Source organism: Methylopila sp. 73B (assembly GCF_000526315.1).
Lineage (GTDB): Bacteria > Pseudomonadota > Alphaproteobacteria > Rhizobiales > Methylopilaceae > Methylopila.
On the sequence record NZ_JAFV01000001.1, the window covers coordinates 3,282,719 to 3,303,271 of the forward strand.

A 20,553-nucleotide genomic window follows, 5' to 3' on the forward strand; every position below is an offset into this window, starting at 1 on the left:
TCGACGCCTGTCAGATCACCGGCCCAGGATATCGTCGATCACCAGCGCGCGCAGTTCGGAAGTCACCTCGGGACGGACGCCGAACCAGCGCTCGAAACCCGGGACCGCCTGGTGCAGCAGCATGCCAAGGCCGTCGACGGTGCGGTTTCCCTGCGCCTTGGCCGCCGCGAGGAACGGCGTCTCCAACGGCACGTAGATGAGATCGGTCACCACGGCCTCGTCCCGCATCTCGCCGAGATGGACGTCGAGCGCGCCCTTGCCCGCCATGCCGAGCGAGGTCGCGTTGACCACCACGTCGGCCAGCGCCAGCCAGCGCCAGAGCTCGTCATAGCCGCAGGCGACGCCCGCCGAGCCGGCGAGCGCAGCGACCGTCTCGGCCCGCTCCACCGTCCGGTTCACGACGGCGACCCGCTCGAAGCCGCGCCCGGCCAGAGCATGCGCCACAGCCCGAGACGCGCCTCCGGCGCCCAGCACGAGCGCGACCTTGCGTTCACCCTCCCAGCCCGGCGCGCGATCGTCGAGATTGGCGAGGAAGCCGAAGCCGTCGGTGTTCGCGCCGTGAAGCCGACCGTCCGCAAGCCACAGCGTGTTGGCCGCCCCGAGCGCAGCCGCGCTCGGCTCCGCATGGTCGAGCAGCGCGAAGGCCGCCTCCTTGTGAGGAGCCGTCACGTTGCCGCCGACGAAGCCGTTCTCCACGAAGGCGCGGACGAAGGCTTTGAAATCCTCCGGCGCCACTTCGGCGTGCTCGTAGGAGCCCGGCAGGCCGTAGGTCTTCAGCCAATGGCCGTGGATCATCGGCGAGCGCGACTGGCGGACGGGCCATCCGAGCACGCAGGCGCGCGGCGCAGCGCTCACGCCGCAATCGCCTTCGCACGGCGCAGGGCCGCGAGCAGCGGCAGAAGCGGCAGACCCAGAATGGTGAAGAAGTCGCCGTCGACCGCCGCGAACAGATGCGCCCCGACGCCCTCGAACTGGTAGCCGCCGACGCTCAGGCGCGCGCCTTCGCCGGCCGCGTCGAGATAGGATTCGATGAAGGCGTCGGAGAGCGGGCGCATGGTGAGATGCGCCTCGGCGACGTCGGTCCAGAGCGCGACGCCGTCGAGCGCGAGCGCGACGCCCGACGACAGCGTGTGCCTGCGGCCCGAGAGCCGCTGCAGCTGGAGGCGTCCCGCGTCGCGGTCGACGGGCTTGGTGAAGCGCTCGCCGTCGAGCGCAAGCGTCTGGTCGGCCCCGACCACGAGGCGCCCCGGCAGCCGCAGCGAGACGTCGACCGCCTTCGCCGCCGCAAGCGCGCCCGCCACGTTCGCCGGCGTGGCGCCGTCGCCCGTCAGGCCGGCCTCGACCTCGCGCTCGTCGATCTCCGCCGGCAGCGCCTCTACAGGCAGGCCCGCGTCCGTGAGGACCTTGGCCCGGATCGCGCTCTTCGAGGCGAGCGCCAGCGGGGCGGACGGAAGCCAGAGCGGGTGGGTCATGCGGACATCCGAGCTGAGGGCCTGTCGGGACGATGGGCAAGTTACGGCCGGGCCAGTGCGTGCTTCGAGACGCCTCGCTATCGCGAGAGGTCCACTCTCATGGAAGCCAGACTCATGCCGAGGAGCCCGCTGTTTGGCGGGCGTCGCGAAACACGCATTGGCGGCCAAACAGCCAAACCGCAGCCGCCAACGTTGGCCCGATCCTACGTCGTCGCGATCACGGCGGCCAAGCGCTTGGCGCGGTGCTCGTTCAGCATGGCGATGACGCCGGCGGCCGTCTCCTCGATCGAACGGCGCGTGACGTCGATCGTCGGCCAGCCGTGCCGGGCGCAGAACCGACGCGACGCCGTGATCTCCGCGGCCACCAGATCCGGGTCCACATAGGCCCCGTCCTGCAGCCGGCCGGGCATGGCGCCTTCGAGCCCCAGCACGCGATTGTGCCGGATCGCGACGATGCGCTCGGGCGACGCGACCAGGCCCACGATCAAGGGGCCTTTGAGCTTCTCGAGCCCGTGCGGCGGGGGAAGGTCGGGAATGAGCGGAATGTTCGCGGTCTTCACCCCCCGGTTCGCCAGATAGATCGAGGTCGGCGTCTTCGACGTGCGGCTGACCCCCAGCAGCACCACGTCGGCCGCGGCGAGGTCGTCAGCGTACTGCCCGTCGTCGTGGGCCATGGTGTAGTTAAGGGCGTCGATGCGCTTGAAATAGTCGGCGTTCAGCACGTGCTGGGCGCCCGGCTGCTTGTTCTGCTCGGTCCCGAGATAGGACCGCAGCAGCGTGAACACCGGCTCCAGCACCGACAGGCAGGGACAGCCGAGGTCGCGGCAGCGGCTTTCGAGCTTCCCGATCAGGTCCTCGTCCACCAGCGTGTAGAGCACGATCCCGGGCTCGTCGGCGATTTCGTCGAGCACCCGTTCGAGCTGCCGGGCCGATCGCACGAGCGGATAGACATGCTCGATCGACGACGCCGCGGCATACTGGGAGGCGGCGGCGCGCGCCACCGCGACAAGCGTCTCGCCGGTGGCGTCGGAGACGAGGTGGACGTGGAAGGAGTGGCGGTCCGGCGACATGAAAGCTGAGAGCCTCTAGCGGTGGAACCGCGACCGGATGGCGGCGTTTAGCGCGGTCGATCCGGGCGTCGGAATCCCGGGACGACCGGTCGACGACCCGGTGGACGACTGTGGACGAATTAGCCTCGCCCCGCCCCTGCGTCCGACACTGTCGCCGAGCCCCCGATAATCATCAACACCGCCGCGCGACGGGATAACGATCCATGGGTCCGCGTCCGAAAAGGTGAAGAACCCGTTAACGCCTTGAGACTCATGGTTTCGCCACAGGTCTTAAAAAATGGTTAACGCCGGCCAAGGTGTGGACGCCTTGTGGAGGGCGAGGAACGGCTGTAATCCGCCCCCCTAGAAAAAGAAACAGAAGACTCAACTCCAGATTCTAAGAGAGGGCCTCCGCCGTTGGTAAGTCCTGCGAACAACCTCGCGACTCCTATCCCTGAGGCGAGCGGCTCACGCTTCCTGAAGGCGCTCTCCGGAGAGACGCAGACGGTCCCTCCGGTCTGGCTGATGCGCCAGGCGGGACGCTACCTCCCGGAGTATCGCGCGCTGCGCGCCCAGGCCGGCGGCTTCCTCGATCTCTGCTACACGCCGGACCTTGCGACCGAGGTGACGCTGCAGCCGATCCGACGCTTCGATCTCGACGCCGCCATCCTGTTCTCCGACATCCTCGTCGTGCCGCACGCGCTCGGCCAGGATGTGCGGTTCGTCGAAGGCGAGGGTCCGCGGCTCGATCCGCTGGCGAACCGAGCGGAGTTTGCGGCGCTGAAACCCGAGATCGACCTCGGGATGCTCGCGCCGGTCTACGAGACCGTGGCGCGTGTGCGCGCCGAGCTTGATCCGTCGAAGGCGTTGATCGGGTTCTGCGGCGCGCCCTACACGGTCGCGACCTACATGGTCGGCGGCCGCGGCGGCGAGGAGCAGGCGCCCGCCCGCAAGCTCGCCTATAGCGACCCCGCGGCCTTCCAGGCGCTGATTGACCTGCTGGTGGACGCCTCCGCGGCGCATCTCCTGGCGCAGCTCGAGGCCGGCGCGGACGCGGTGCAGATCTTCGACAGCTGGAGCGGCGACCTGCCGCCGGCCGAGTTCATGACCTGGTCCGCGTCGCCCATCGCGGCGATCTGCGCCAGGGTGCGGGCGAGGCGGCCGGGCGCGAAGATTCTCGCGTTTCCCCGGGGCGCCGGCGCGAAGCTGAAGGCCTTTGCCGAAGCGGTGCCCGCCGACGCGATCGGGCTCGCCACCGCCGAGGACCGCCGCGCCGCCCGCGAGGCCGTTCCCGCGCACGTGGCGCTGCAGGGCAACGTCGATCCGATCGCGCTGACGGTCGGAGGCGCTGCCCTGGACGCGGCCGTCGACGGCGTGCTGGCCGACCTCGGCGATCGGCCGCTGATCGTAAACCTCGGCCACGGCGTACGTCAGGAGACGCCGCCCGAGCATGTCGCCCGGATGGTTGCGCGGGTGCGGCGGGCGGGCTGAGGGGCGTCCTGGACGGACAGAGCGCGATCCGGGATCGTCGTCGCAGCGGAGCGCGATTGGCTCACGCGTCGCGTCCGTGCCGTCATCCTATTACGATCTAGGCTCCCGTCGCCGCCGGGAGCTACGGCAAGGACTTTCGCGATGGATCTCTACGCGTGGATCAAGGCGCTGCATGTCGTCGCCATCATTTCGTGGATGGCGGCGCTGCTCTACCTGCCGCGGCTGTTCGTCTACCACGCCGCCGCGACCGTCGGCTCCGAGACCTCGGAGACCTTCAAGGTCATGGAGCGGCGGCTGTTGAACGCGATCGCCAAGCCCGCCATGGGCGTCGCCTGGATCGCCGGCCTGATCCTGATCTGGCAGGGCGGCTGGGGCGCGTCCGGCTGGCTCCACGCCAAGCTGCTGTTCGTCGTGGCGCTGTCGGGCTTCACCGGCGTTCTGGGCCGCTGGACCAAGGATTTCGCGGCGGACCGGAACACCCGATCCCAGCGCTTCTACCGGATCGCCAACGAAGCGCCGACGGTGTTGATGCTCGTCATTGTCGCCCTCGTGATCGTAAAGCCGTTCTGAGTGCGGGCGATCGTCAAAAAACCGAGCCGCGGAGACTTGCAGGCCGTCGCGCGAATAAGCTATGAATGGGTATTCCCTTCGTAGCGCCCTCGCGTTCGGCCTGGACAACGGCTGAATCGACACTGGCACGCGGATCGCCCGATCCGCTTTGCGACGTTAGGCGCCTTCAACAGGACCGAGCCGCTGTCGCGCGCCTGTCCTGAGCGCCGCCAGCCTCATCATCTCCTTCGTCCGGTCGCTTCTCCGCACAGCTTTCCAAGCGGACTCCATCTCCCCAAAGGCTCACGATGCCCGAAGTCAGGCTTTCCGATCTCAAGGCCAAGTCGCCGACCGAAATTCTCGTCCAGGCGGAGGAGCTCGAGGTCGAGAACGCCAGCACGCTGCGCAAGCAGGAGCTGCTGTTCGCCATCCTGAAGCAGCTTGCCGCGCGCGAGACCGACATCATCGGCGTCGGCGTGGTGGAGGTGCTGCAGGACGGCTTCGGCTTCCTGCGCTCGCCGGACGCCAACTACCTGCCCGGCCCGGACGACATCTACATCTCGCCCTCCCAGATCCGCCGCTTCTCGCTTCGCACGGGCGACACGGTCGAAGGCCAGATCCGCAGCCCGAAGGACGGCGAGCGCTACTTCGCGCTGCTCAAGGTCAACACCATCAACTTCGACGACCCGGAGAAGGTCCGGCACAAGGTCCACTTCGACAATCTGACGCCGCTCTACCCGGACGAGCGGCTGAAGATGGAGATCGACAATCCGACCAAGAAGGACATGTCGACCCGCGTGATCGACATCGTCGCGCCGCTCGGCAAGGGCCAGCGCGCGCTGATCGTGGCCCCGCCGCGCACCGGCAAGACGGTCATGATGCAGAACATCGCGACCGCGATCGCCGCCAACCATCCCGAGTGCTACCTCATCGTGCTGCTGATCGACGAGCGGCCGGAAGAGGTCACCGACATGCAGCGCTCGGTGAAGGGCGAGGTGATCTCCTCCACCTTCGACGAGCCGGCCCAGCGCCACGTGCAGGTCGCGGAGATGGTGATCGAGAAGGCCAAGCGCCTTGTCGAACACGGACGCGACGTCGTGATCCTGCTGGATTCGATCACCCGCCTCGGCCGGGCCTACAACACCGTGGTGCCCTCGTCCGGCAAGGTGCTGACCGGCGGCGTCGACGCCAACGCGCTGCAGCGCCCCAAGCGCTTCTTCGGCGCGGCGCGCAACATCGAGGAAGGCGGCTCGCTGACCATCATCGCCTCGGCGCTGATCGACACCGGCAGCCGCATGGACGAGGTGATCTTCGAGGAGTTCAAGGGCACCGGCAACTCCGAGATCATCCTGGACCGCAAGGTTTCGGACAAGCGCACCTTCCCGGCGATGGACATCACCCGCTCGGGCACGCGCAAGGAAGAGCTCATCGTTCCGGCCGATACCCTCAAGAAGATGTATGTGCTTCGCCGCATCCTGAACCCGATGGGCACCGTCGACGCGATGGAGTTCCTGCTGGACAAGCTGCGCTCCACCAAGACCAACGGCGACTTCTTCGACTCGATGAACACCTGATCCGGGGTCGCGGCGCCTGCGCGCAGCAACCGAGGCCGCGCGCTCGGGCGTCGTTCCCGCTTGCCGAGCCGGCCGTCTCCGTGCTCCCAATGCGGCCATGACGGCGGTCCGCTCCCTTTCACGGCTCTTCGGCGCGATCGTGGTCGCGCTCGTCGTCGCCGCGCCCGCCCGGGCCGAGCTCAGCTTTCCCTCCTTCACGAACTACGTCGTCGACCAGGCGGGGGTGATCCCTCCGGCCGACGAGAGCGCGCTCGTCGCGAAGCTGAAGAGCTTCCAGGAGCGCACCGGCCGGCAGCTTGCGGTCGCGACCGTGCCCTCGCTGCAGGGAACCTCGGTCGAGGACTTCGGCAACCGTCTGTTCCGCGCCTGGAAGTTGGGGGACGCGACCCGCGACGACGGCGCGCTGCTCCTCGTCGCGCCGACCGAGCGCAAGGTGCGCATCGAGGTCGGCTACGGGCTTGAAGGCGACCTCACGGACGCCGTGTCCCGGCTGATCATCGAGAACGCCATCCTGCCGCGGTTCCGCGCCGGCGATTTCAGCGGCGGGATCGCGCGCGGCGCCGACGACGTCATGGCGGTGTTTTCGGGGCAGGCCGACGAGTACAAGGCGCGCGCCGCCGCCCAGCGGGACGAGGAGCCGCCGCCGATCGTGCTGATCGTCATGGGGCTGTTCCTGCTGCTCTTCCTTTACAGCTTCATCCGCAGCCTGCGCTCTGGCGGCGTTTCGCGACGCCGGTCGAGTCCCTGGATCATCGGCGGCCCCGGCTTCGGCGGGGGTGGCGGAGGCTGGTCCGCCGGCGGAGGCGGTTTTTCGGGCGGGGGCGGCGGGTCCTCCGGCGGCGGCGGGGCCTCGGGCGGATGGTGACGGCTGCAAGCTGCCCGGCCTTGACCGCCGATGACCGGGCGCGCATCGCTGCGGCCGTCGCCGCCGCCGAGGCCCGGACCTCGGCGGAGATCGTCGTGGTGGTGGAGACCGATCCCTGCGAGGAGGGCGACGCCACCGTTGCGCTCGTCGCAGCGGGTTTCCTTGCGATCGCCGTCGGCGGTCTGCTGTCCTGGACCGGGCTTCGGCTCGAAGGCGTGGTGATCGCGCAGGCCGCGCTGTTTGCGGGGCTGGCCGCCCTCGCGGCTTCGTCGCGGGTGCGGCGCGCGCTCGGCGTGGGCCGGCTGCCCTCGCACGCCGCCCATCAGGCGGCCCTGCGGGCCTTCGACGATCTCGGCCTCGCGCGGACCAAGGAGCGGACGGGCGTGATGATCCACGTCGCGGTCGCGGACAGGCGCGTCGAGATCGTGGCGGACGAAGGCGTCCATGCGGCGATCGCGCCGGAGACCTGGGCGGAGGAGGTGGAGATGGTCGTCTCCGCCGCGCGCGCGGGCCGCCTGGTCGACGGGCTCGTGCAGGCGGTGGAGACCTGCGGCGCCGCGCTGGCGCAGGCCCTGCCGCCGGAGCCCGGCCTCGGGAACGAGCTCCCGAACGCGCCGATCGTGCGCTGACGCCTCACACCACGCCCAGCACCCAGAGCCAGCCCGAGACCGTGACGACCGACAGCGCGGTCGAGACCGCGATGGCGGCGGACGACGTCGTTTCGCCGGTCTTGTAGCGGGCCGCGACGAGGTAGGCGTTGATGCCGCTCGGCATGGCGGCGAACAGCACGGCCACGCCGCCCCACACGGGCGGCACCGGCAGCACGTAGAACGCGAGGACCCACACCAAAAAGGGATGAACGATCAGCTTGAGCGCGGTGATGGTCAGCACCGGGACGCGGTCGCTCAGGATCCCGTAGCGCTTCAGCGCGAGGCCCATGGAGACGAGCGCGCAGGGGCTGGCGGTCGCCGCGAGCTGGTCGACGATCGATTTCGCGGCCCCCGTCGGGGCCACGCCGGCGCTCTTCGCGGCGACGCCGACGGCGAGAGCCAGGATGATCGGATGGGTGACGATGGTCTTCGCCAGCCGCCACGCGACCTCGAGCGGGCGGCCCGCCGCCCCGGAGGATTCGATCAGCAGCGCCGCCACCGACATCATGATCGGAAGGTGGATCGCCAGCAACAGGAACAGCGGCACCGCGCCCGCGTCGCCGTAGGCCTGCAGGATCAGCGGCACGCCGACGAGCACGGTGTTCGACTGGCCGCAGGCGAAGCCGTGGATCGCGGCCTCGCGGCGGTCGCGCTTGAACACCCGGATCGCCAGCCACATGCCGACAGTCCAGACCACCGCGACGCCGCCGAAATAGGCGACCCAGTAGCCCCAAGGGTTGGCGTCGGCGTCCGCGCCGGTCGCAAGCGTCCGGAAAATCAGCGCCGGCACGGCGATCAGAAACACATAGTCCGACAGTCCGTCGCCGGCGCGGTCGCCGAGAAGCTTCAGCTTGCCCGCGAAAAAGCCGAGTCCGATCAAGCCGAAGGTCGGCAGGACGATGGCGATGAGGTTGGACATGGCGGCTCGGGATCGGAAAGCGGAAGGTGGGGATAGCGCGCGAGGAGCGCAGGTTTCCGCAATCGGTTTAGCCCATCTTTAAGCTCGAGGGCGCCACGGTCCAGCGAAGACCCGCCCTCGGACAGACGCAAACCGGAGCCGCCCGCCGCATGATCGCGACCGCGAGCCACGTCGACGACGACCTGGCGCCCAGCGCCGACCGCCGCATCGCCGTGGCCGCCCACGAGATCCGCACGCCGCTCGGCGGCATCCTGGCGTTGGCGGACTTGCTGCTGGCCGAGGATCTGTCGGAGGCGGCCCGCGGCCACGCCGCAGCCCTGAAGACGGCGGCCGAGCATCTGTTCGGCGTCGCCAGCACGCTGCTCGGCGCAAGCGCGCCGCAGCCTCGGCGGGAGCTCGACTTTGCGGTGTTTCTCGCCCGCGTCGCGCCGGCGCTCAGCGCCCGGGCGGCCCTGAAGGGCCTCGCTTTCGCCGCGACGCTGGACCCGCGCCTGCCGGAGAGCGCCCTCGCCGACGAAGGCGCGCTGCGGCAGATCGTCGAAAACCTCGCCGACAATGCGCTGCGGGTGACCGACCGCGGGCGCATCGAGCTCGCGCTGGAATGGGCGGCCGAAGACGAGGCCTCGGTGACGCTCCGCATCGTGGTGCGCGACACCGGCCCCGGCCTCGGCCAGCGTCCCGAGCGGCTGTTCGAGCCATTTGTCCAGGGCGAAGGGGCGCCGGGAGGCGCCGGCCTCGGTCTGTCGCTGGTGGCGACGCTGGCGCGCGACATGGGCGGCGGCGCGGCGGCGGCGAACCGGCCCGAGGGCGGCGCCGAGGTGATCGCCACCGCGCGGCTCGATCGCGTGACGCCAGCTCCGCCGCCGCTCTGCGGGCTCCGGCGGGTGCTGGTGGCCGAGGACAACGCGGTGAACCAGCGCGTGCTGGGCACTCTGCTCGAGCATTTCGGCCTCGTCTTCGACATCGCGCCGGATGGGGAGGCCGCGGTCGCGGCGGTCGCGACCGGCCGCTACGACCTGGTGCTGATGGACGCGACCATGCCCAAGATGGACGGGCTCGACGCCACGCGCACAATCCGCGCTCTGCCTGCGCCGCTCGGCCACATCCGCATCGTCGGCGTCACAGCCCGCGCCTTCGCGGAGGAGATCGCGGCGTTCCGAGCGGCGGGGGTCGACGACGTCGTCACCAAGCCGATCTCGGTCGGCGATCTCTGGAGCGCGATCGGAGCGGGGGCCGAGCAGGCTGAGGGTTGAGGGCCAGGCCCCTTTCGGGGCCGTCTTCGATTCATGCAGGAAACGCGGGGATCCCTCCTCGCGCCGGAGGCGTGGGGAGGGTGGCCTCGGCGAAGCCCGGTCGGGTGGGGACCTTGGGCGCAGACACCAAGTCAACCGACCGAGCTTTATCCGGCGCACACCCACCCGGCCGGGCTTCGCCCGTCCACCCTCCCTCTCGGGGAGGGACGCCCGCGCCCTATCCTCAAGTCATCCTCAAGCCGCCCGAGGGTCGTCGCCGGAGTGATCTGACGTCCCTACTCCGCCGCGTCCCGGCGCAGCGGGTTCGGCAGGGCTTCGGGCTCGGCCATGGGCCCGAGCTCCATCTGCTCGATGCGGGCTCCGCGGCGGCCGATCTTCTCGGCCGAGATCGCGATCTGGTCGAGGTCGGCGGTGGCCTGCCCGAAGTGGCTCTTGAGCTTCTCCACCCGCTCGCCGATGCGGCGGACGTCCTCCATCAGCCGGCCGACCTCCGCCTGCAGCACATGCGCCTGCTCGCGCATCGCGGCGTCGCGGGTGAGGCCCTGCACCACCTGCACGGCGAGCATCAGCAGCGAGGGCGAGACGATCAGCACCCGCGCCCGGTAGGCGCGCGCGGTCACGTCCTCGAACCGCTCGGCGAGCTCGGCGTGAATCTGCTCGGAGGGCACGAACAGCAGCGCCACGTCCTGGGTCTCGCCGGCCAGCAGGTACTTGTCGCCGACGTCCGCGATGTGCCGGCCGACGTCGGCGCGCACCCGCGCTTCCGCCGCCTTCACGGCCTCGGGGGTCTCAGCCGTGCGCAGGCGCTCGAACCCTTCCAGCGGGAACTTGGCGTCGACCGCGAGGCCGCGCGGGTCGCCGGGCAGGCGGATCAGCGCGTCGGGACGTACGCCGGTGGAGAGCCGCGCCTGGAAGGCGTAGGCCGAGGGCGGCAGGGCGTCCTTGAGGATCGCCTCCATGCGGCCCTGCCCGAAGGCGCCGCGGGCGGGCTTGTTCGACAGGATGGCCTTCAAGTCCGTCACTTGGCCCGCGAGCGCGCCGATCTGGGCGCCGGCGGCGTCGATCACCGCGAGCCGGGCCTCCAGTCGCGACAACTGCTCGGAGGTCGCCTGCCCGCTCGCGGCCAGCCCGTCGCCGACGCGGGCCCCGACCGCGTCGAGCCGTTCCGCGACCCCGCGCGCGAGATCGGCCTGCCGCGCGCCGAGCGCGGACGCGAAGGCCTGCAGCCGGCCGCTTGCTTCGGACTGCTGGCGCTCGAGCCCGGCAAGCCGGGCCTCCGCCTCCCGCGCCCGCCATGCGGCCTCGGCGCTCGCGTTGTGCTGGATCGAGGCCGAACGGAACAGCGCGACGATGACGATGAGCAGCGCGCCGAGCACAGCCGCGCCGAGCCCCGCCAGCGTTTCGCCGAGGCTGAGGGCATGACCGCCGACGACAAGGAGAGTTTCGGACATCGCGACAATCGCCTCGAACACGCAAGATACGGCTGCAGTAACGCGAACAAATAAAGAACATGTTGACGCCCTTGCGGCAAGGGCTTATCGCCGGAGCCTCCCTTGGGTCTTTAAGAGCTGTCGAAACTGCGCCATGGCCGCCTCGCCTCTCGTCTATCTTCCCGATTCCAAGCTGCGGCTCGTCAGCGCGCCGGTCGAACGCGTCGACGACGAGGTCAAGGCGCTCGTCGCGACCATGTACGAGACGATGTACGACGCCGCCGGCATCGGGCTCGCGGCGATCCAGATCGGCGTCGCGAAGCGCGTGGTGACGATCGACCTCGCCGGCAAGGACGAGGCCCCGCAGCCGCTGACGCTGATCAACCCCGAGATCGTCAAGTCGTCCGACGAGCGGCAGGTCTACGACGAGGGCTGCCTGTCGATCCCAGACTACTACGAGGAGGTCGAGCGGCCGGCGCAGGTCACCGTGCGCTACCTCGACGAGACCGGCGCCCCGAAGGAGATCGAGGCCGACGGCCTGCTCGCGGTCTGCATCCAGCACGAGATCGATCATCTCAACGGCGTGCTGTTCATCGACCACATCTCGCGGCTCAAGCGGGACCGGGTGATGAAGAAGTTCGAGAAGGCGCGCGCCGTGGGCGAGCTGCCGTCGTTCCCCCGCCGCGACAAGCGCGACCGCGCCGCGCCGGAGACGGTCGAGGCCTGAGCGGCCTCGTCCGCGCCCTATCCATGACCCTTCGCCTCGTCTTCATGGGCACGCCGGACTTCGCGGCGCCCGTGCTGTCGGAGCTCGTCGGCCAGGGCCACGAGGTCGCGGCGGTCTACACCCGCGCGCCGAAGCCCGCAGGCCGCGGCATGGAGCTGACCAGGAGCCCGGTGCACCGCCTGGCGGACAGTTTTGGAATTCCCGTCGAGACGCCGCGCAGCTTCCGCGACGACGAAACGATCGCCCGCTTTGCGGAGCACGGCGCGGACCTCGCGGTCGTCGTCGCCTACGGGCTGATCCTGCCCAGGGCCGCGCTCGAGGCCCCTGAGCTCGGCTGCCTCAACTGCCATGCCTCGCTGCTGCCGCGCTGGCGCGGCGCGGCCCCCATCCAGCGCGCGATCATGGCCGGCGACGCCGAGACTGGGGTGATGGCCATGCGCATGGAGGAGGGCCTCGACACCGGCCCCGTCGGCATGGCGGAGCGGCTTGCGATCGGCGCGGACGAGACCGCCGGCGAACTGCACGACCGGCTTTCGCGCCTCGGCGCCGACCTCATGGGCCGCGCGGTCGCGGCGCTCGGGCGCGGCGGCCTCCAGTTCCGGGCGCAGGCCAGCGAGGGCGTCACCTACGCCGCCAAGATCGAAAAGGCTGAATCGCGGATCGACTGGGCGAAGCCCGCGCAGGCCGTTCACGACCACATCCGCGGGCTGTCGCCGTTTCCCGGCGCTTGGTTCGAGATCGAGGGCGCGCGCGGCCCCGAACGGGTCAAGGCGCTGCGCTCCACCCGCGTGGACGGCTCCGGCGCCCCTGGCGAGCTGCTCGACGACCGGCTGACGGTCGGCTGCGGCGACGGCGCCGTCCGCCTGCTGACGCTGCAGCGCGCCGGCAAGGGGCCGGTGGACGCGGGCGCCTTCCTCAACGGCGCGCGGCTCACGCCGGGCGCCCGCCTGCTCTGACATGGCCCGTTTCCGGCTTCTGGTGGAGTATGACGGCGCGCCCTTCGCCGGCTGGCAGCGGCAGGCCAATGGCGCCTCCGTGCAGGGCGCGCTCGAAGACGCCTTTCGAGCCTTCGCCAATGAGGCGGTGGTGGTGAAGGGCGCTGGGCGCACCGACGCCGGCGTGCACGCCAGCGGCCAGGTCGCCCATGTGGACCTCGCCCGTGAGTGGCGGACCGACACGGTGCGCGACGCGGTCAACGCCCATCTCCGCCCGCTGCCCGTCGCCGTGCTGGAGGCGGAGCGGGTGTCCGACGCCTTCGACGCGCGGTTCTCGGCCGTCCGTCGGCACTACGTCTACCGCGTCGTCGACCGCCGGCCGCCGCTGGCGCTGGACGCCGGCCGGGCTTGGCGCGTGCCGAAGCCGCTCGACGTCGCGGCGATGGACGCGGCCGCCAAGCGCCTGCTCGGCCGGCACGATTTCACCACCTTCCGCTCCGCCCACTGCCAGGCGACGAGCCCCTTGCGCACGCTCGACCGGCTCGACGTGGCGCGCGAGGGACAGGCGGTCCTGATCCGCACCGACGCGCGCTCATTCCTGCACAACCAGGTGCGCTCCATGGCGGGCTCGCTGGTGGAGGTCGGGATCGGCCGCTGGATCGCGGACGATCTCGCGCAGGCCCTCGAGAAGGCCGACCGCGCGGCCTGCGGCCCCGTGGCGCCGCCGGAAGGGCTCACGCTGACGCAGGTCGACTACCCCGAGACGGCGCGCTAGACCTGCCCGACGTGTCCGCTTTCAGGGAGCCGCCGATGTTCGTCGCCATGAACCGCTTCAAGGTGTTCGCCGCCGAGGCCGAGGCCTTCGAGACCGTGTGGCGCGAGCGCGACCGTCATCTCGCCGAAGTCCCCGGCTTCGTGGAGTTCAGCCTGCTGAAGGGCCCGGCGGACGAGGAGACCGTGCTCTACGCCTCGCACACGATCTGGAGCTCGCGCGCCGCCTTCGAGGCCTGGACGAAGTCGGAGGCGTTCCGCGCCGCCCACCGCAACGCCGGCCAGAACAAGCCGATGTACGCCGGCCACCCGCAGTTCGAGGGCTTCGAGGCCGTGCTGCTGGAGAAGGCGCCGGCCGCAGCCGCCTGAGGGTTGGAAAACCCGCCGTGCGGCGTCGGAGATCGTGACGTCCGCCGCCGCATGGGCTAACGCTGCGCTCCGACCGCGGCCCGCGGAATGGCCGCGCCGTTGGAGACAGCCATGACCGAGATCGCCCCCGCCCTCTCCTCCCGCGACGCCGTGGGCCGCCGCGTCGCGCGCATGATGCTCGAGGTGGGCGCGATCCACATTCGCCCGGAAGAGCCGTTCATCTTCACCTCTGGCTGGGCGAGCCCGGTCTACACCGACTGCCGCAAACTCATCTCCTACCCGCGCCTGCGGGCCCAGCTGATGGACGACGCCGCCGCGACGATCCTGCGCGAGGTCGGCTACGAGAGCCTCGACGCGGTGGCGGGCGGCGAGACCGCCGGCATTCCCTTTGCGGCCTGGATCGCCGAGCGGCTGATGCTGCCGATGCTCTACGTGCGAAAGAAGCCGAAGGGTTTTGGCCGCAACGCCCGCATCGAGGGCGCGGTCACCGAAGGCCACCGCACCATCCTGATCGAGGACCTGACGACCGACGGCGGCTCCAAGGTCGCCTTCTGCGAGGCGCTGCGCGAGGCGGGGCAGGTGGTGGAGCACGCCTTCGTGCTGTTCCACTACGGCATCTTCCCGCAGAGCCGCGAGACCATGGACCGCATCGGCGTGAAGCTGCACGAGCTCGCGACGTTCTGGGACGTGCTGGCGGTCGCGAAGGAGGACGGCAAGCTCGACGCCGGCAAGCTCGCGGACGTCGAGGCCTTCCTCAACGCGCCCGCCGCCTGGTCCGCCGCCCACGGCGGCAAGGCGAGCTTCGGGGATTGAGATCGCCATCGGGGTCCGGCGGTCGCCGGACCGATGGGACATCAAGCGTCGTCATGGTCCGGCTTGACCGGACCATCCACTTGCGACGAAGCGCTCGACGTCTGGGATGGTCCTCCGGTCAAGCCGGAGGACGACGGAGAGGGCGGCCCGCACCTCTGCGCAAAGCTGGCCTCCGTTTATCGCCCGGTGGCGAAATAGCCCTGCAGACGATTGCGCAGCTTGCCGGCGATCTGGACCGCGGCGCGGTTCTGGGCGTCGCGCTCGGCGCGAATGTCGGCGAAGCGCTGCAGCGTGTACGAGTACGACGCCGAGGCGAACTCCTGGCCCGAGATCACCGGATCGATCTGGCCCGCAGGCTTCAGCGCGTAGTCGACGCTCAGCGACACCGAGCGTGTCTCGGGCTGGCCGGTGAACGGGTCCACGATCGGCGACTGCGCCCGGTTCGCGATCGAGATGTCGAGCCGGTAGGCGGTGGCGTCCGCCGCCCCGCCGCCGCGCAGCTGGAAGATCAGCTCGTTGCGCAGCGTGTTGCCGATGCGGCCCTCGATCGGGCGCACGTCGATGCGGCGCAGGTTCGTGAGCACCGGAACCTCGCCCTTGGCGGAGGGCCCGGTCGCGTAGCTCTGCTCGCTGTAGAGCGGGCGGAAGCAGCCCGCCAGCGTCAGCGACAGGCCGGCCGCAACGCCGGCGCGGAGAACGGCGCGGCGCGCGGGCCGGAACTCGATGTCAGACGACGACATTCACGATCCTCTGCGGCACGACGATGATCTTTCGGATCGGCTTGTCGCCGATCGCCTTCTGGACGACGTCCAACTCGCGCACGAGCGCTTCGATCGCCTTGGCGTCGGCGTCGCGAGCGACCGTGATCTCGTCCCGCTTCTTGCCGTTCACCTGCACCGGCAGGGTCACGACGTCGGAGGCGAGCAGCACGGGGTCGGCCTTCGGCCAGGGCGTCTCGGCGACGAGAGTGGCATGTCCGAGCGCCGACCACGACTCCTCAGCCAGATGCGGCATGAAGGGCGCGAGGATCTGCACAAGGATTTCGGCCGCCTCGCGCAGCGCGAAGGCCATGTCGTCTGCGGGCGCCGCCTCCGCCTGCAGCGCCTGTCCGAGCGCGTTGGCGAGCTCGTAGGAGGCCGCGACGCAGCGGTTGAAGCGCAGGCGCTCGATGTCGTCCTCGACGCGGGCGAGCGCGCCGTGGGCCGCGCGGCGCAGGCTCTCGGCGGCGGGGCCGACGCTGGCAGGCGCCGCCGCGCCAGCTGAGGCGCCCTTCGCAGCCGCGTCGTTCACCAGCCGCCACACGCGCTGCACGAAACGGCTGGCGCCTTCGACGCCGGACTCGGTCCAGATCACGTCGCGCTCGGGCGGGCTGTCGGACAGCATGAACCAGCGGGCGGTGTCCGCGCCGTAGGTCCCGAGGATGTCGTTGGGGTCGACGACGTTCTTCTTCGACTTCGACATCTTCTCGATCGAGCCGATCTCGATCGGAGCGCCGTCGTCGAGACGCGTGGCGCGGCGCGCGCCGCCCTCCTCCGCGATCCGGATCTCCGCCGGCGCGACCCATTGGCCGCCGGCGTCCTTGTAGGTCTCGTGGACCACCATGCCCTGCGTGAACAGGCCGGCGAAGGGCTCGTCGAGGCCGACATGCCCGGTGGCCTTCATCGCGCGGGTGAAGAAGCGCGAGTACAGCAGGTGCAGGATCGCGTGCTCCACGCCGCCGATGTACTGGTCGACCGGCAGCCAGCGGTCGGCCGTCGCCTTCACGGTGGGCGAGGCGGCGCGGGGGGACGTGAAGCGGGCGTAGTACCAGGACGAGTCAACGAAGGTGTCCATGGTGTCGGTCTCGCGCCGCGCCGGGCCGCCGCATTGCGGGCAGGCCACGTTGCGCCAGGCGTCGTGACGGTCGAGCGGGTTGCCCGGCTGGTCGAAGGTCACGTCGTCGGGCAGGCGCACCGGCAGCTGGTCGTCCGGCACGGGAACGACGCCGCAGGCCTTGCAGTGGATCACCGGGATCGGGCAGCCCCAGTAGCGCTGGCGGGAGATCCCCCAGTCGCGCAGGCGCCAGTTGACCTTGCGGACGGCGACGGGCCGGCCGTTCAGCTCCGCGGCCTCCAGCCGGCGCGCAACCTCCCGGAACGCGTCGGACGGGCTCAGGCCGTCGAGGAAGCGGGAGTTGATCATCACCCCGTCGCCGTCATAGGCCACGGTGTCGATCGTGACCGAGGCGGGGTCCACGCCCTCGGGCTCGACGACCGGCGTCACCGGCAGTCCGTAGGCGCGCGCGAAATCGAGGTCGCGCTGGTCGTGCGCCGGGCAGCCGAAGATGGCGCCCGTGCCGTAGTCCATCAGCACGAAGTTCGCGACGTAGACCGGCAGCTCCCAGGACGGATCGAACGGGTGCTTCGCCTTGAGTCCCGTGTCAAAACCCTTCTTCTCGGCGGTCTCGAGCGCCGCGACGCTGGTGCCCGCGCGGCGGCAGTCGTCGAGGAAGGCGGACAGCGCCGGGTTTCCCTCGGCCAAGGCCTTGGCGATGGGGTGGTCCGCCGAGAGCGCCAGGAAGCTCGCGCCGAACAGCGTGTCGGGGCGGGTGGTGTAGACCTCGACCTCGCCGGCCGGCGCGTTGGCGCCGGGAGCGTCCGCGAGCGGCCAGCGCACCAGCAGCCCTTCCGAGCGGCCGATCCAATTCTTCTGCATGGTCCGGACCTTCTCCGGCCAGCGCGTCAGCCCGTCGAGAGCCGACAGCAGGTCCTCGGAGAAGTCGGTGATCTTCAGGAACCACTGGGTCAGCTCGCGCTGCTCCACCAGTGCGCCCGAACGCCAGCCGCGGCCGTCGATCACCTGCTCGTTGGCGAGCACGGTGTTGTCGACCGGGTCCCAGTTCACCTTGGACTGGCGGCGGTAGGCGAGGCCGGCCTTCAGGAAGTCCAGGAACAGCTTCTGCTGCTGGGCGTAGTACTCGGGATCGCAGGTCGCGATCTCGCGGCTCCAGTCCAGCGACAGGCCGATCGCCTTGAGCTGGTCGCGCATGGTCGCGATGTTGTCGTAGGTCCAGGCTTTGGGATGGACTTTTTTCTCGATGGCGGCGTTCTCGGCCGGCAGGCCGAAGGCGTCCCAGCCCATCGGGTGCATCACCGCGAAACCCTTGGCGCGCTTGTAGCGCGCGACGACGTCGCCCATCGCGTAGTTGCGCACATGCCCCATGTGGATGCGCCCCGAGGGATAGGGGAACATCTCGAGGACATAGTAGTTCGGCCGCGCATCCCCAGCGTCGGTCTCGAACAGCTTGCGCTCGTTCCAGCTCGCCTGCCAGCGGGGCTCGGCCTCTCGCGCGTTGTAGCGCTCGGTCGTCATGGGATGGGTACGCCAGACTTCAGGTCAAAGGGAATGCGGCGCGGGCGCCGAAGCGCGCGGACATTCGCCCGAACGCCGACAGGGGTCAACCGAAGCAAGGGCTTGGAGAGGAGCGAGGTCCCTCAAGAGGACGCGTGGAAACGCGACGCGCGTGTCCCGGCCATGAGCCAGGGCCAGAAACGCCGCTTTACTCAATATTAGCCATGGCGCGCCGTCACGCCCTTTTGTCGTCGACTGAGGATCTGGGTCCCGGCTCGAGGCCGGGACACGAACCTGAGCGGGCAGGCCTCAGTTCGGCGCGCCGGTCGTCTGCTGGGCGAGGGCCTCTTCGGCGCGGGCGCGGTAGAGCGCCGCGAAGTCGACCGGGTCGATCATCAGCGGCGGGAAGCCGCCGTTCCGCACCGCCTCGGCGACGATCTGGCGCGCGAAGGGGAACAGCAGGCGCGGGCACTCGATCATGACGACCGGGTGGAGCTGCTCCTCCGGAATGTTCACGACGCGGAACACGCCGCCGTAGGACAGGTCGACGCGGAACAGCAGCGAGTCGCCGTCCTTAGCCTGTCCCTCGATCGCCAGCTCGACTTCGAAGTCCGTCTCGCCCACCTTGCGGGCGTTGACGTTGACCTTGATCTCGATGTTCGGCGAGGTCTGGCGCGGCGCCAGCGAGCGTGGGGCGTTCGGGTTTTCGAACGAGAGGTCCTTCGCATACTGGGCGAGGACGTTGATCGCGGGCGCGGCGGACTCGGAAGCGCCGTGGGTGTTTGCCATTTTTGTCGACTTTCGGCGTCGGAGGACGGATCGGCCGCGCGCGCGACGAAGCCGCGATCGGCGGCCCGCGGGTTACCACGCCCCCGCGCGCGCCCGCAAGCCGACCATGGCTACGCTCGGGCGAGGATGATCAACGCTCGGGACGGCGCGCGGGCTCGACTTCGCGCCACTCGGCCTGGTCGAGATCCAGCATCTCCTTCCGCGCCGGGCGCGCGGTCTGGGGATGGACCGTCGCAGGCGCGACCTCGGCCCAGCCGAGGAAGCGCCGGATGCGCGTCCGGAACTCCGGCACGAGCGCCAGAACGCCGATCACGTCGGTGATGAAGCCCGGAATGGCGAACAGGAGACCCGCCAAGCCCCGCAGGCCCTTGGAGCCGTCCATCGCGAAGGACACCAGCCCGCCGCGGCGGCGCGCCTCCGTCTTGGCCTCGGTCACCAATGAGCCGAGCATGGCGATGCCGATGGCCGAGATCGCCACTTGCAGCAAAATGGCCTTGCCGACGCCGATGATCGCCGCGACGAGGGCGAAGGCGACGATCTCGAGGATCGGCAGGGCCAGGAAGAGAGTGAGCAGCCGTGGCATGACGTGTCCGTGAAGGTCCTTGCGCCGAGAAGCCGGCGCGCCTCATGTGGGAACGACGCGCCGTTCCGCCAAGTTCCGCAAGGGGTATGGCGCCTGACGCCGCCGGTCACGACGCCGGGAGCCGGCCCGCGACGACGCGTAACGGCGCCGCGACTGGATCGACGGGGCCGGACGGCACATATACATCGGAGCGTGCGCGGCCCTCAGCGGCGCGGGGCGCGCTCCGGCCACACGATTGCGAGACCCGATGAGCGACGGCTTCGACATCTACACGATCATCATCCTCGTGCTGGCCGTGTTCATCTTCATCCGGCTGCGGTCGGTGCTGGGCACGCGCACGGGCAACGAGCGGCGTCCGAACGACGCGTTCCGCGCGCCGCCCGCCGGGCCGGAGCCGACGCCTGCGAACGACAAGGTCGTTCCTCTCCCGACGCGCGCCTCCGACGGCTCGCGCCCGGAGCACGGCCCGCTGGACGACGAACCTGCCGGCGAGCGCTGGAAGGGGATCGCCGCGCCCGGAAGCCCGGTCGCGCTCGGCCTCGACGAGATCGCCGCGGCCGAGAACGGCTTTGACGCTCGCGGCTTCATCGGCGGCGCCCGCGCGGCCTATGAGATGATCGTCGGCGCTTTCGCCGCCGGCGACCGCAAGACGCTGAAGCCCCTCCTCGCGAAGGAGGTGTTTGAAGGCTTCAGCGCCGCGATCGCCGAGCGCGAGAGCCGGGGCGAGACCGTGGAGTCCCGCTTCGTCGCGATCGACAAGGCGGAGCTCACGGAGGTCGAGATCGTGGGCAAGACCGCGCAGCTCACCGTGCGCTTCGTCTCGCAGATCATCAGCGCCACCCGCGACAAGAACGGCGCCGTGATCGACGGCAGCCCGACCGAGATCGCGGACCTCGTCGACGTCTGGACCTTCGCGCGCGAGCTGAACGCCCGCGACCCGAACTGGCGCCTGATCTCGACCGAAGCGGTCTGACGCCGAAGGAC

Annotated in this window: 21 protein-coding genes; 12 read left to right on the plus strand and 9 right to left on the minus strand. The window is 70.3% G+C overall.

The annotated features are described in order from the left end of the window. Positions 1 to 15 precede the first annotated feature (15 nt). The 3 genes from K244_RS0115770 to K244_RS0115780 all read right to left on the minus strand — a co-directional run bounded on the left by K244_RS0115770 (position 16) and on the right by K244_RS0115780 (position 2,542). Positions 16 to 855, minus strand: coding sequence for a shikimate dehydrogenase (locus tag K244_RS0115770; protein ID WP_020187247.1), 840 nt, complete (start codon positions 853 to 855; stop codon positions 16 to 18). Further along, the gene (locus tag K244_RS0115775; RefSeq protein WP_020187248.1) at positions 852 to 1,472 is read right to left on the minus strand and encodes a Maf family protein; all 621 of its coding nucleotides are present in this window, start codon (positions 1,470 to 1,472) and stop codon (positions 852 to 854) included. Before K244_RS0115775 ends, K244_RS0115770 begins: the two co-directional genes overlap by 4 nt. Positions 1,473 to 1,675: 203 nt before the next feature. After that, the gene (locus K244_RS0115780) at positions 1,676 to 2,542 is read right to left on the minus strand and encodes a pyruvate, water dikinase regulatory protein (protein ID WP_020187249.1); all 867 of its coding nucleotides are present in this window, start codon (positions 2,540 to 2,542) and stop codon (positions 1,676 to 1,678) included. Positions 2,543 to 2,971: 429 nt separating this feature from the next. Between K244_RS0115780 and hemE the strand changes: the two genes are divergently transcribed. The 5 genes from hemE to K244_RS0115805 all read left to right on the plus strand — a co-directional run bounded on the left by hemE (position 2,972) and on the right by K244_RS0115805 (position 7,629). Next, positions 2,972 to 4,012, plus strand: coding sequence for a uroporphyrinogen decarboxylase (gene hemE, locus K244_RS0115785; protein ID WP_024816543.1), 1,041 nt, complete (start codon positions 2,972 to 2,974; stop codon positions 4,010 to 4,012). Between the two features lie 141 nt (positions 4,013 to 4,153). Next, positions 4,154 to 4,582 carry a protoporphyrinogen oxidase HemJ gene (gene hemJ, locus K244_RS0115790; RefSeq protein ID WP_020187251.1) on the plus strand — a complete coding sequence of 143 codons (429 nt, stop codon included), beginning with the start codon at positions 4,154 to 4,156 and terminating at the stop codon, positions 4,580 to 4,582. A 287-nt stretch (positions 4,583 to 4,869) separates the two neighbouring features. Next, the gene (gene rho / locus K244_RS0115795) at positions 4,870 to 6,135 is read left to right on the plus strand and encodes a transcription termination factor Rho (RefSeq protein ID WP_020187252.1); all 1,266 of its coding nucleotides are present in this window, start codon (positions 4,870 to 4,872) and stop codon (positions 6,133 to 6,135) included. A gap of 97 nt (positions 6,136 to 6,232) precedes the next feature. Beyond that, a complete protein-coding gene (locus K244_RS0115800; protein WP_020187253.1) occupies positions 6,233 to 7,000 on the plus strand; it encodes a TPM domain-containing protein in 768 nt (255 codons plus the stop codon). 20 nt (positions 7,001 to 7,020) lie between these two features. Next, the gene (locus tag K244_RS0115805) at positions 7,021 to 7,629 is read left to right on the plus strand and encodes a TPM domain-containing protein (RefSeq protein ID WP_020187254.1); all 609 of its coding nucleotides are present in this window, start codon (positions 7,021 to 7,023) and stop codon (positions 7,627 to 7,629) included. A gap of 4 nt (positions 7,630 to 7,633) precedes the next feature. Here the strand turns inward: K244_RS0115805 and K244_RS0115810 are convergent, their stop codons facing one another. Further along, positions 7,634 to 8,569 carry an AEC family transporter gene (locus tag K244_RS0115810; protein WP_020187255.1) on the minus strand — a complete coding sequence of 312 codons (936 nt, stop codon included), beginning with the start codon at positions 8,567 to 8,569 and terminating at the stop codon, positions 7,634 to 7,636. 149 nt (positions 8,570 to 8,718) lie between these two features. Between K244_RS0115810 and K244_RS0115815 the strand changes: the two genes are divergently transcribed. Then, positions 8,719 to 9,822 carry a response regulator gene (locus K244_RS0115815; RefSeq protein WP_020187256.1) on the plus strand — a complete coding sequence of 368 codons (1,104 nt, stop codon included), beginning with the start codon at positions 8,719 to 8,721 and terminating at the stop codon, positions 9,820 to 9,822. Between the two features lie 275 nt (positions 9,823 to 10,097). Here the strand turns inward: K244_RS0115815 and rmuC are convergent, their stop codons facing one another. Further along, entirely contained in the window at positions 10,098 to 11,273 is a 1,176-nt protein-coding gene (gene rmuC / locus K244_RS0115820; RefSeq protein WP_020187257.1) for a DNA recombination protein RmuC, read from the minus strand. A gap of 133 nt (positions 11,274 to 11,406) precedes the next feature. Here rmuC and def point away from each other — a divergent pair, with 133 nt between their 5' ends. The 5 genes from def (at position 11,407) to K244_RS0115845 (ending at position 14,867) form a co-directional block, all read left to right on the plus strand. Next, entirely contained in the window at positions 11,407 to 11,979 is a 573-nt protein-coding gene (gene def, locus K244_RS0115825) for a peptide deformylase (protein ID WP_020187258.1), read from the plus strand. A gap of 23 nt (positions 11,980 to 12,002) precedes the next feature. Next, on the plus strand, positions 12,003 to 12,935 hold the full coding sequence (fmt, locus tag K244_RS0115830; RefSeq protein WP_020187259.1) for a methionyl-tRNA formyltransferase: 933 nt from the start codon (positions 12,003 to 12,005) through the stop codon (positions 12,933 to 12,935). A 1-nt stretch (position 12,936) separates the two neighbouring features. Next, the gene (truA, locus tag K244_RS0115835) at positions 12,937 to 13,689 is read left to right on the plus strand and encodes a tRNA pseudouridine(38-40) synthase TruA (protein ID WP_020187260.1); all 753 of its coding nucleotides are present in this window, start codon (positions 12,937 to 12,939) and stop codon (positions 13,687 to 13,689) included. 35 nt (positions 13,690 to 13,724) lie between these two features. Further along, positions 13,725 to 14,054: an antibiotic biosynthesis monooxygenase gene (locus K244_RS0115840; protein WP_020187261.1), complete on the plus strand. Its 330-nt coding sequence runs from the start codon at positions 13,725 to 13,727 to the stop codon at positions 14,052 to 14,054. A 111-nt stretch (positions 14,055 to 14,165) separates the two neighbouring features. Next, the gene (locus K244_RS0115845) at positions 14,166 to 14,867 is read left to right on the plus strand and encodes an orotate phosphoribosyltransferase (RefSeq protein WP_020187262.1); all 702 of its coding nucleotides are present in this window, start codon (positions 14,166 to 14,168) and stop codon (positions 14,865 to 14,867) included. 176 nt (positions 14,868 to 15,043) lie between these two features. Here the strand turns inward: K244_RS0115845 and lptE are convergent, their stop codons facing one another. The 4 genes from lptE to K244_RS0115865 all read right to left on the minus strand — a co-directional run bounded on the left by lptE (position 15,044) and on the right by K244_RS0115865 (position 19,569). Continuing rightward, positions 15,044 to 15,607, minus strand: a complete 564-nt coding sequence (gene lptE, locus K244_RS0115850) for an LPS assembly lipoprotein LptE (RefSeq protein ID WP_020187263.1) — start codon at positions 15,605 to 15,607, stop codon at positions 15,044 to 15,046. Then, positions 15,594 to 18,218 (minus strand): leucine--tRNA ligase, encoded by a 2,625-nt coding sequence (leuS, locus tag K244_RS0115855; RefSeq protein ID WP_020187264.1) that lies wholly within the window; start codon positions 18,216 to 18,218, stop codon positions 15,594 to 15,596. The genes lptE and leuS overlap by 14 nt, the downstream gene beginning before the upstream one ends. A 288-nt stretch (positions 18,219 to 18,506) precedes the next feature. Further along, on the minus strand, positions 18,507 to 18,986 hold the full coding sequence (gene secB / locus K244_RS0115860; protein ID WP_020187265.1) for a protein-export chaperone SecB: 480 nt from the start codon (positions 18,984 to 18,986) through the stop codon (positions 18,507 to 18,509). A 130-nt stretch (positions 18,987 to 19,116) separates the two neighbouring features. Beyond that, a complete protein-coding gene (locus tag K244_RS0115865; protein ID WP_020187266.1) occupies positions 19,117 to 19,569 on the minus strand; it encodes an FxsA family protein in 453 nt (150 codons plus the stop codon). Between the two features lie 247 nt (positions 19,570 to 19,816). Between K244_RS0115865 and K244_RS0115870 the strand changes: the two genes are divergently transcribed. Beyond that, the gene (locus K244_RS0115870; protein WP_020187267.1) at positions 19,817 to 20,542 is read left to right on the plus strand and encodes a Tim44/TimA family putative adaptor protein; all 726 of its coding nucleotides are present in this window, start codon (positions 19,817 to 19,819) and stop codon (positions 20,540 to 20,542) included. The last annotated feature ends 11 nt before the right edge of the window (positions 20,543 to 20,553 follow it).

Coding starts and splice junctions, on each gene's coding strand:
- K244_RS0115865 (WP_020187266.1), bottom strand. CDS start 19,569: ATGCCACGGCTGCTCACTCTCTTCCTGGCCCTGCCGATCCTCGAGATC.
- K244_RS0115870 (WP_020187267.1), top strand. CDS start 19,817: ATGAGCGACGGCTTCGACATCTACACGATCATCATCCTCGTGCTGGCC.
- K244_RS0115810 (WP_020187255.1), bottom strand. CDS start 8,569: ATGTCCAACCTCATCGCCATCGTCCTGCCGACCTTCGGCTTGATCGGA.
- rmuC (WP_020187257.1), bottom strand. CDS start 11,273: ATGTCCGAAACTCTCCTTGTCGTCGGCGGTCATGCCCTCAGCCTCGGC.
- secB (WP_020187265.1), bottom strand. CDS start 18,986: ATGGCAAACACCCACGGCGCTTCCGAGTCCGCCGCGCCCGCGATCAAC.
- K244_RS0115815 (WP_020187256.1), top strand. CDS start 8,719: ATGATCGCGACCGCGAGCCACGTCGACGACGACCTGGCGCCCAGCGCC.
- def (WP_020187258.1), top strand. CDS start 11,407: ATGGCCGCCTCGCCTCTCGTCTATCTTCCCGATTCCAAGCTGCGGCTC.
- rho (WP_020187252.1), top strand. CDS start 4,870: ATGCCCGAAGTCAGGCTTTCCGATCTCAAGGCCAAGTCGCCGACCGAA.
- fmt (WP_020187259.1), top strand. CDS start 12,003: ATGACCCTTCGCCTCGTCTTCATGGGCACGCCGGACTTCGCGGCGCCC.
- lptE (WP_020187263.1), bottom strand. CDS start 15,607: ATGTCGTCGTCTGACATCGAGTTCCGGCCCGCGCGCCGCGCCGTTCTC.
- leuS (WP_020187264.1), bottom strand. CDS start 18,218: ATGACGACCGAGCGCTACAACGCGCGAGAGGCCGAGCCCCGCTGGCAG.
- truA (WP_020187260.1), top strand. CDS start 12,937: ATGGCCCGTTTCCGGCTTCTGGTGGAGTATGACGGCGCGCCCTTCGCC.
- K244_RS0115845 (WP_020187262.1), top strand. CDS start 14,166: ATGACCGAGATCGCCCCCGCCCTCTCCTCCCGCGACGCCGTGGGCCGC.
- K244_RS0115800 (WP_020187253.1), top strand. CDS start 6,233: ATGACGGCGGTCCGCTCCCTTTCACGGCTCTTCGGCGCGATCGTGGTC.
- K244_RS0115840 (WP_020187261.1), top strand. CDS start 13,725: ATGTTCGTCGCCATGAACCGCTTCAAGGTGTTCGCCGCCGAGGCCGAG.
- K244_RS0115780 (WP_020187249.1), bottom strand. CDS start 2,542: ATGTCGCCGGACCGCCACTCCTTCCACGTCCACCTCGTCTCCGACGCC.
- hemJ (WP_020187251.1), top strand. CDS start 4,154: ATGGATCTCTACGCGTGGATCAAGGCGCTGCATGTCGTCGCCATCATT.
- K244_RS0115775 (WP_020187248.1), bottom strand. CDS start 1,472: ATGACCCACCCGCTCTGGCTTCCGTCCGCCCCGCTGGCGCTCGCCTCG.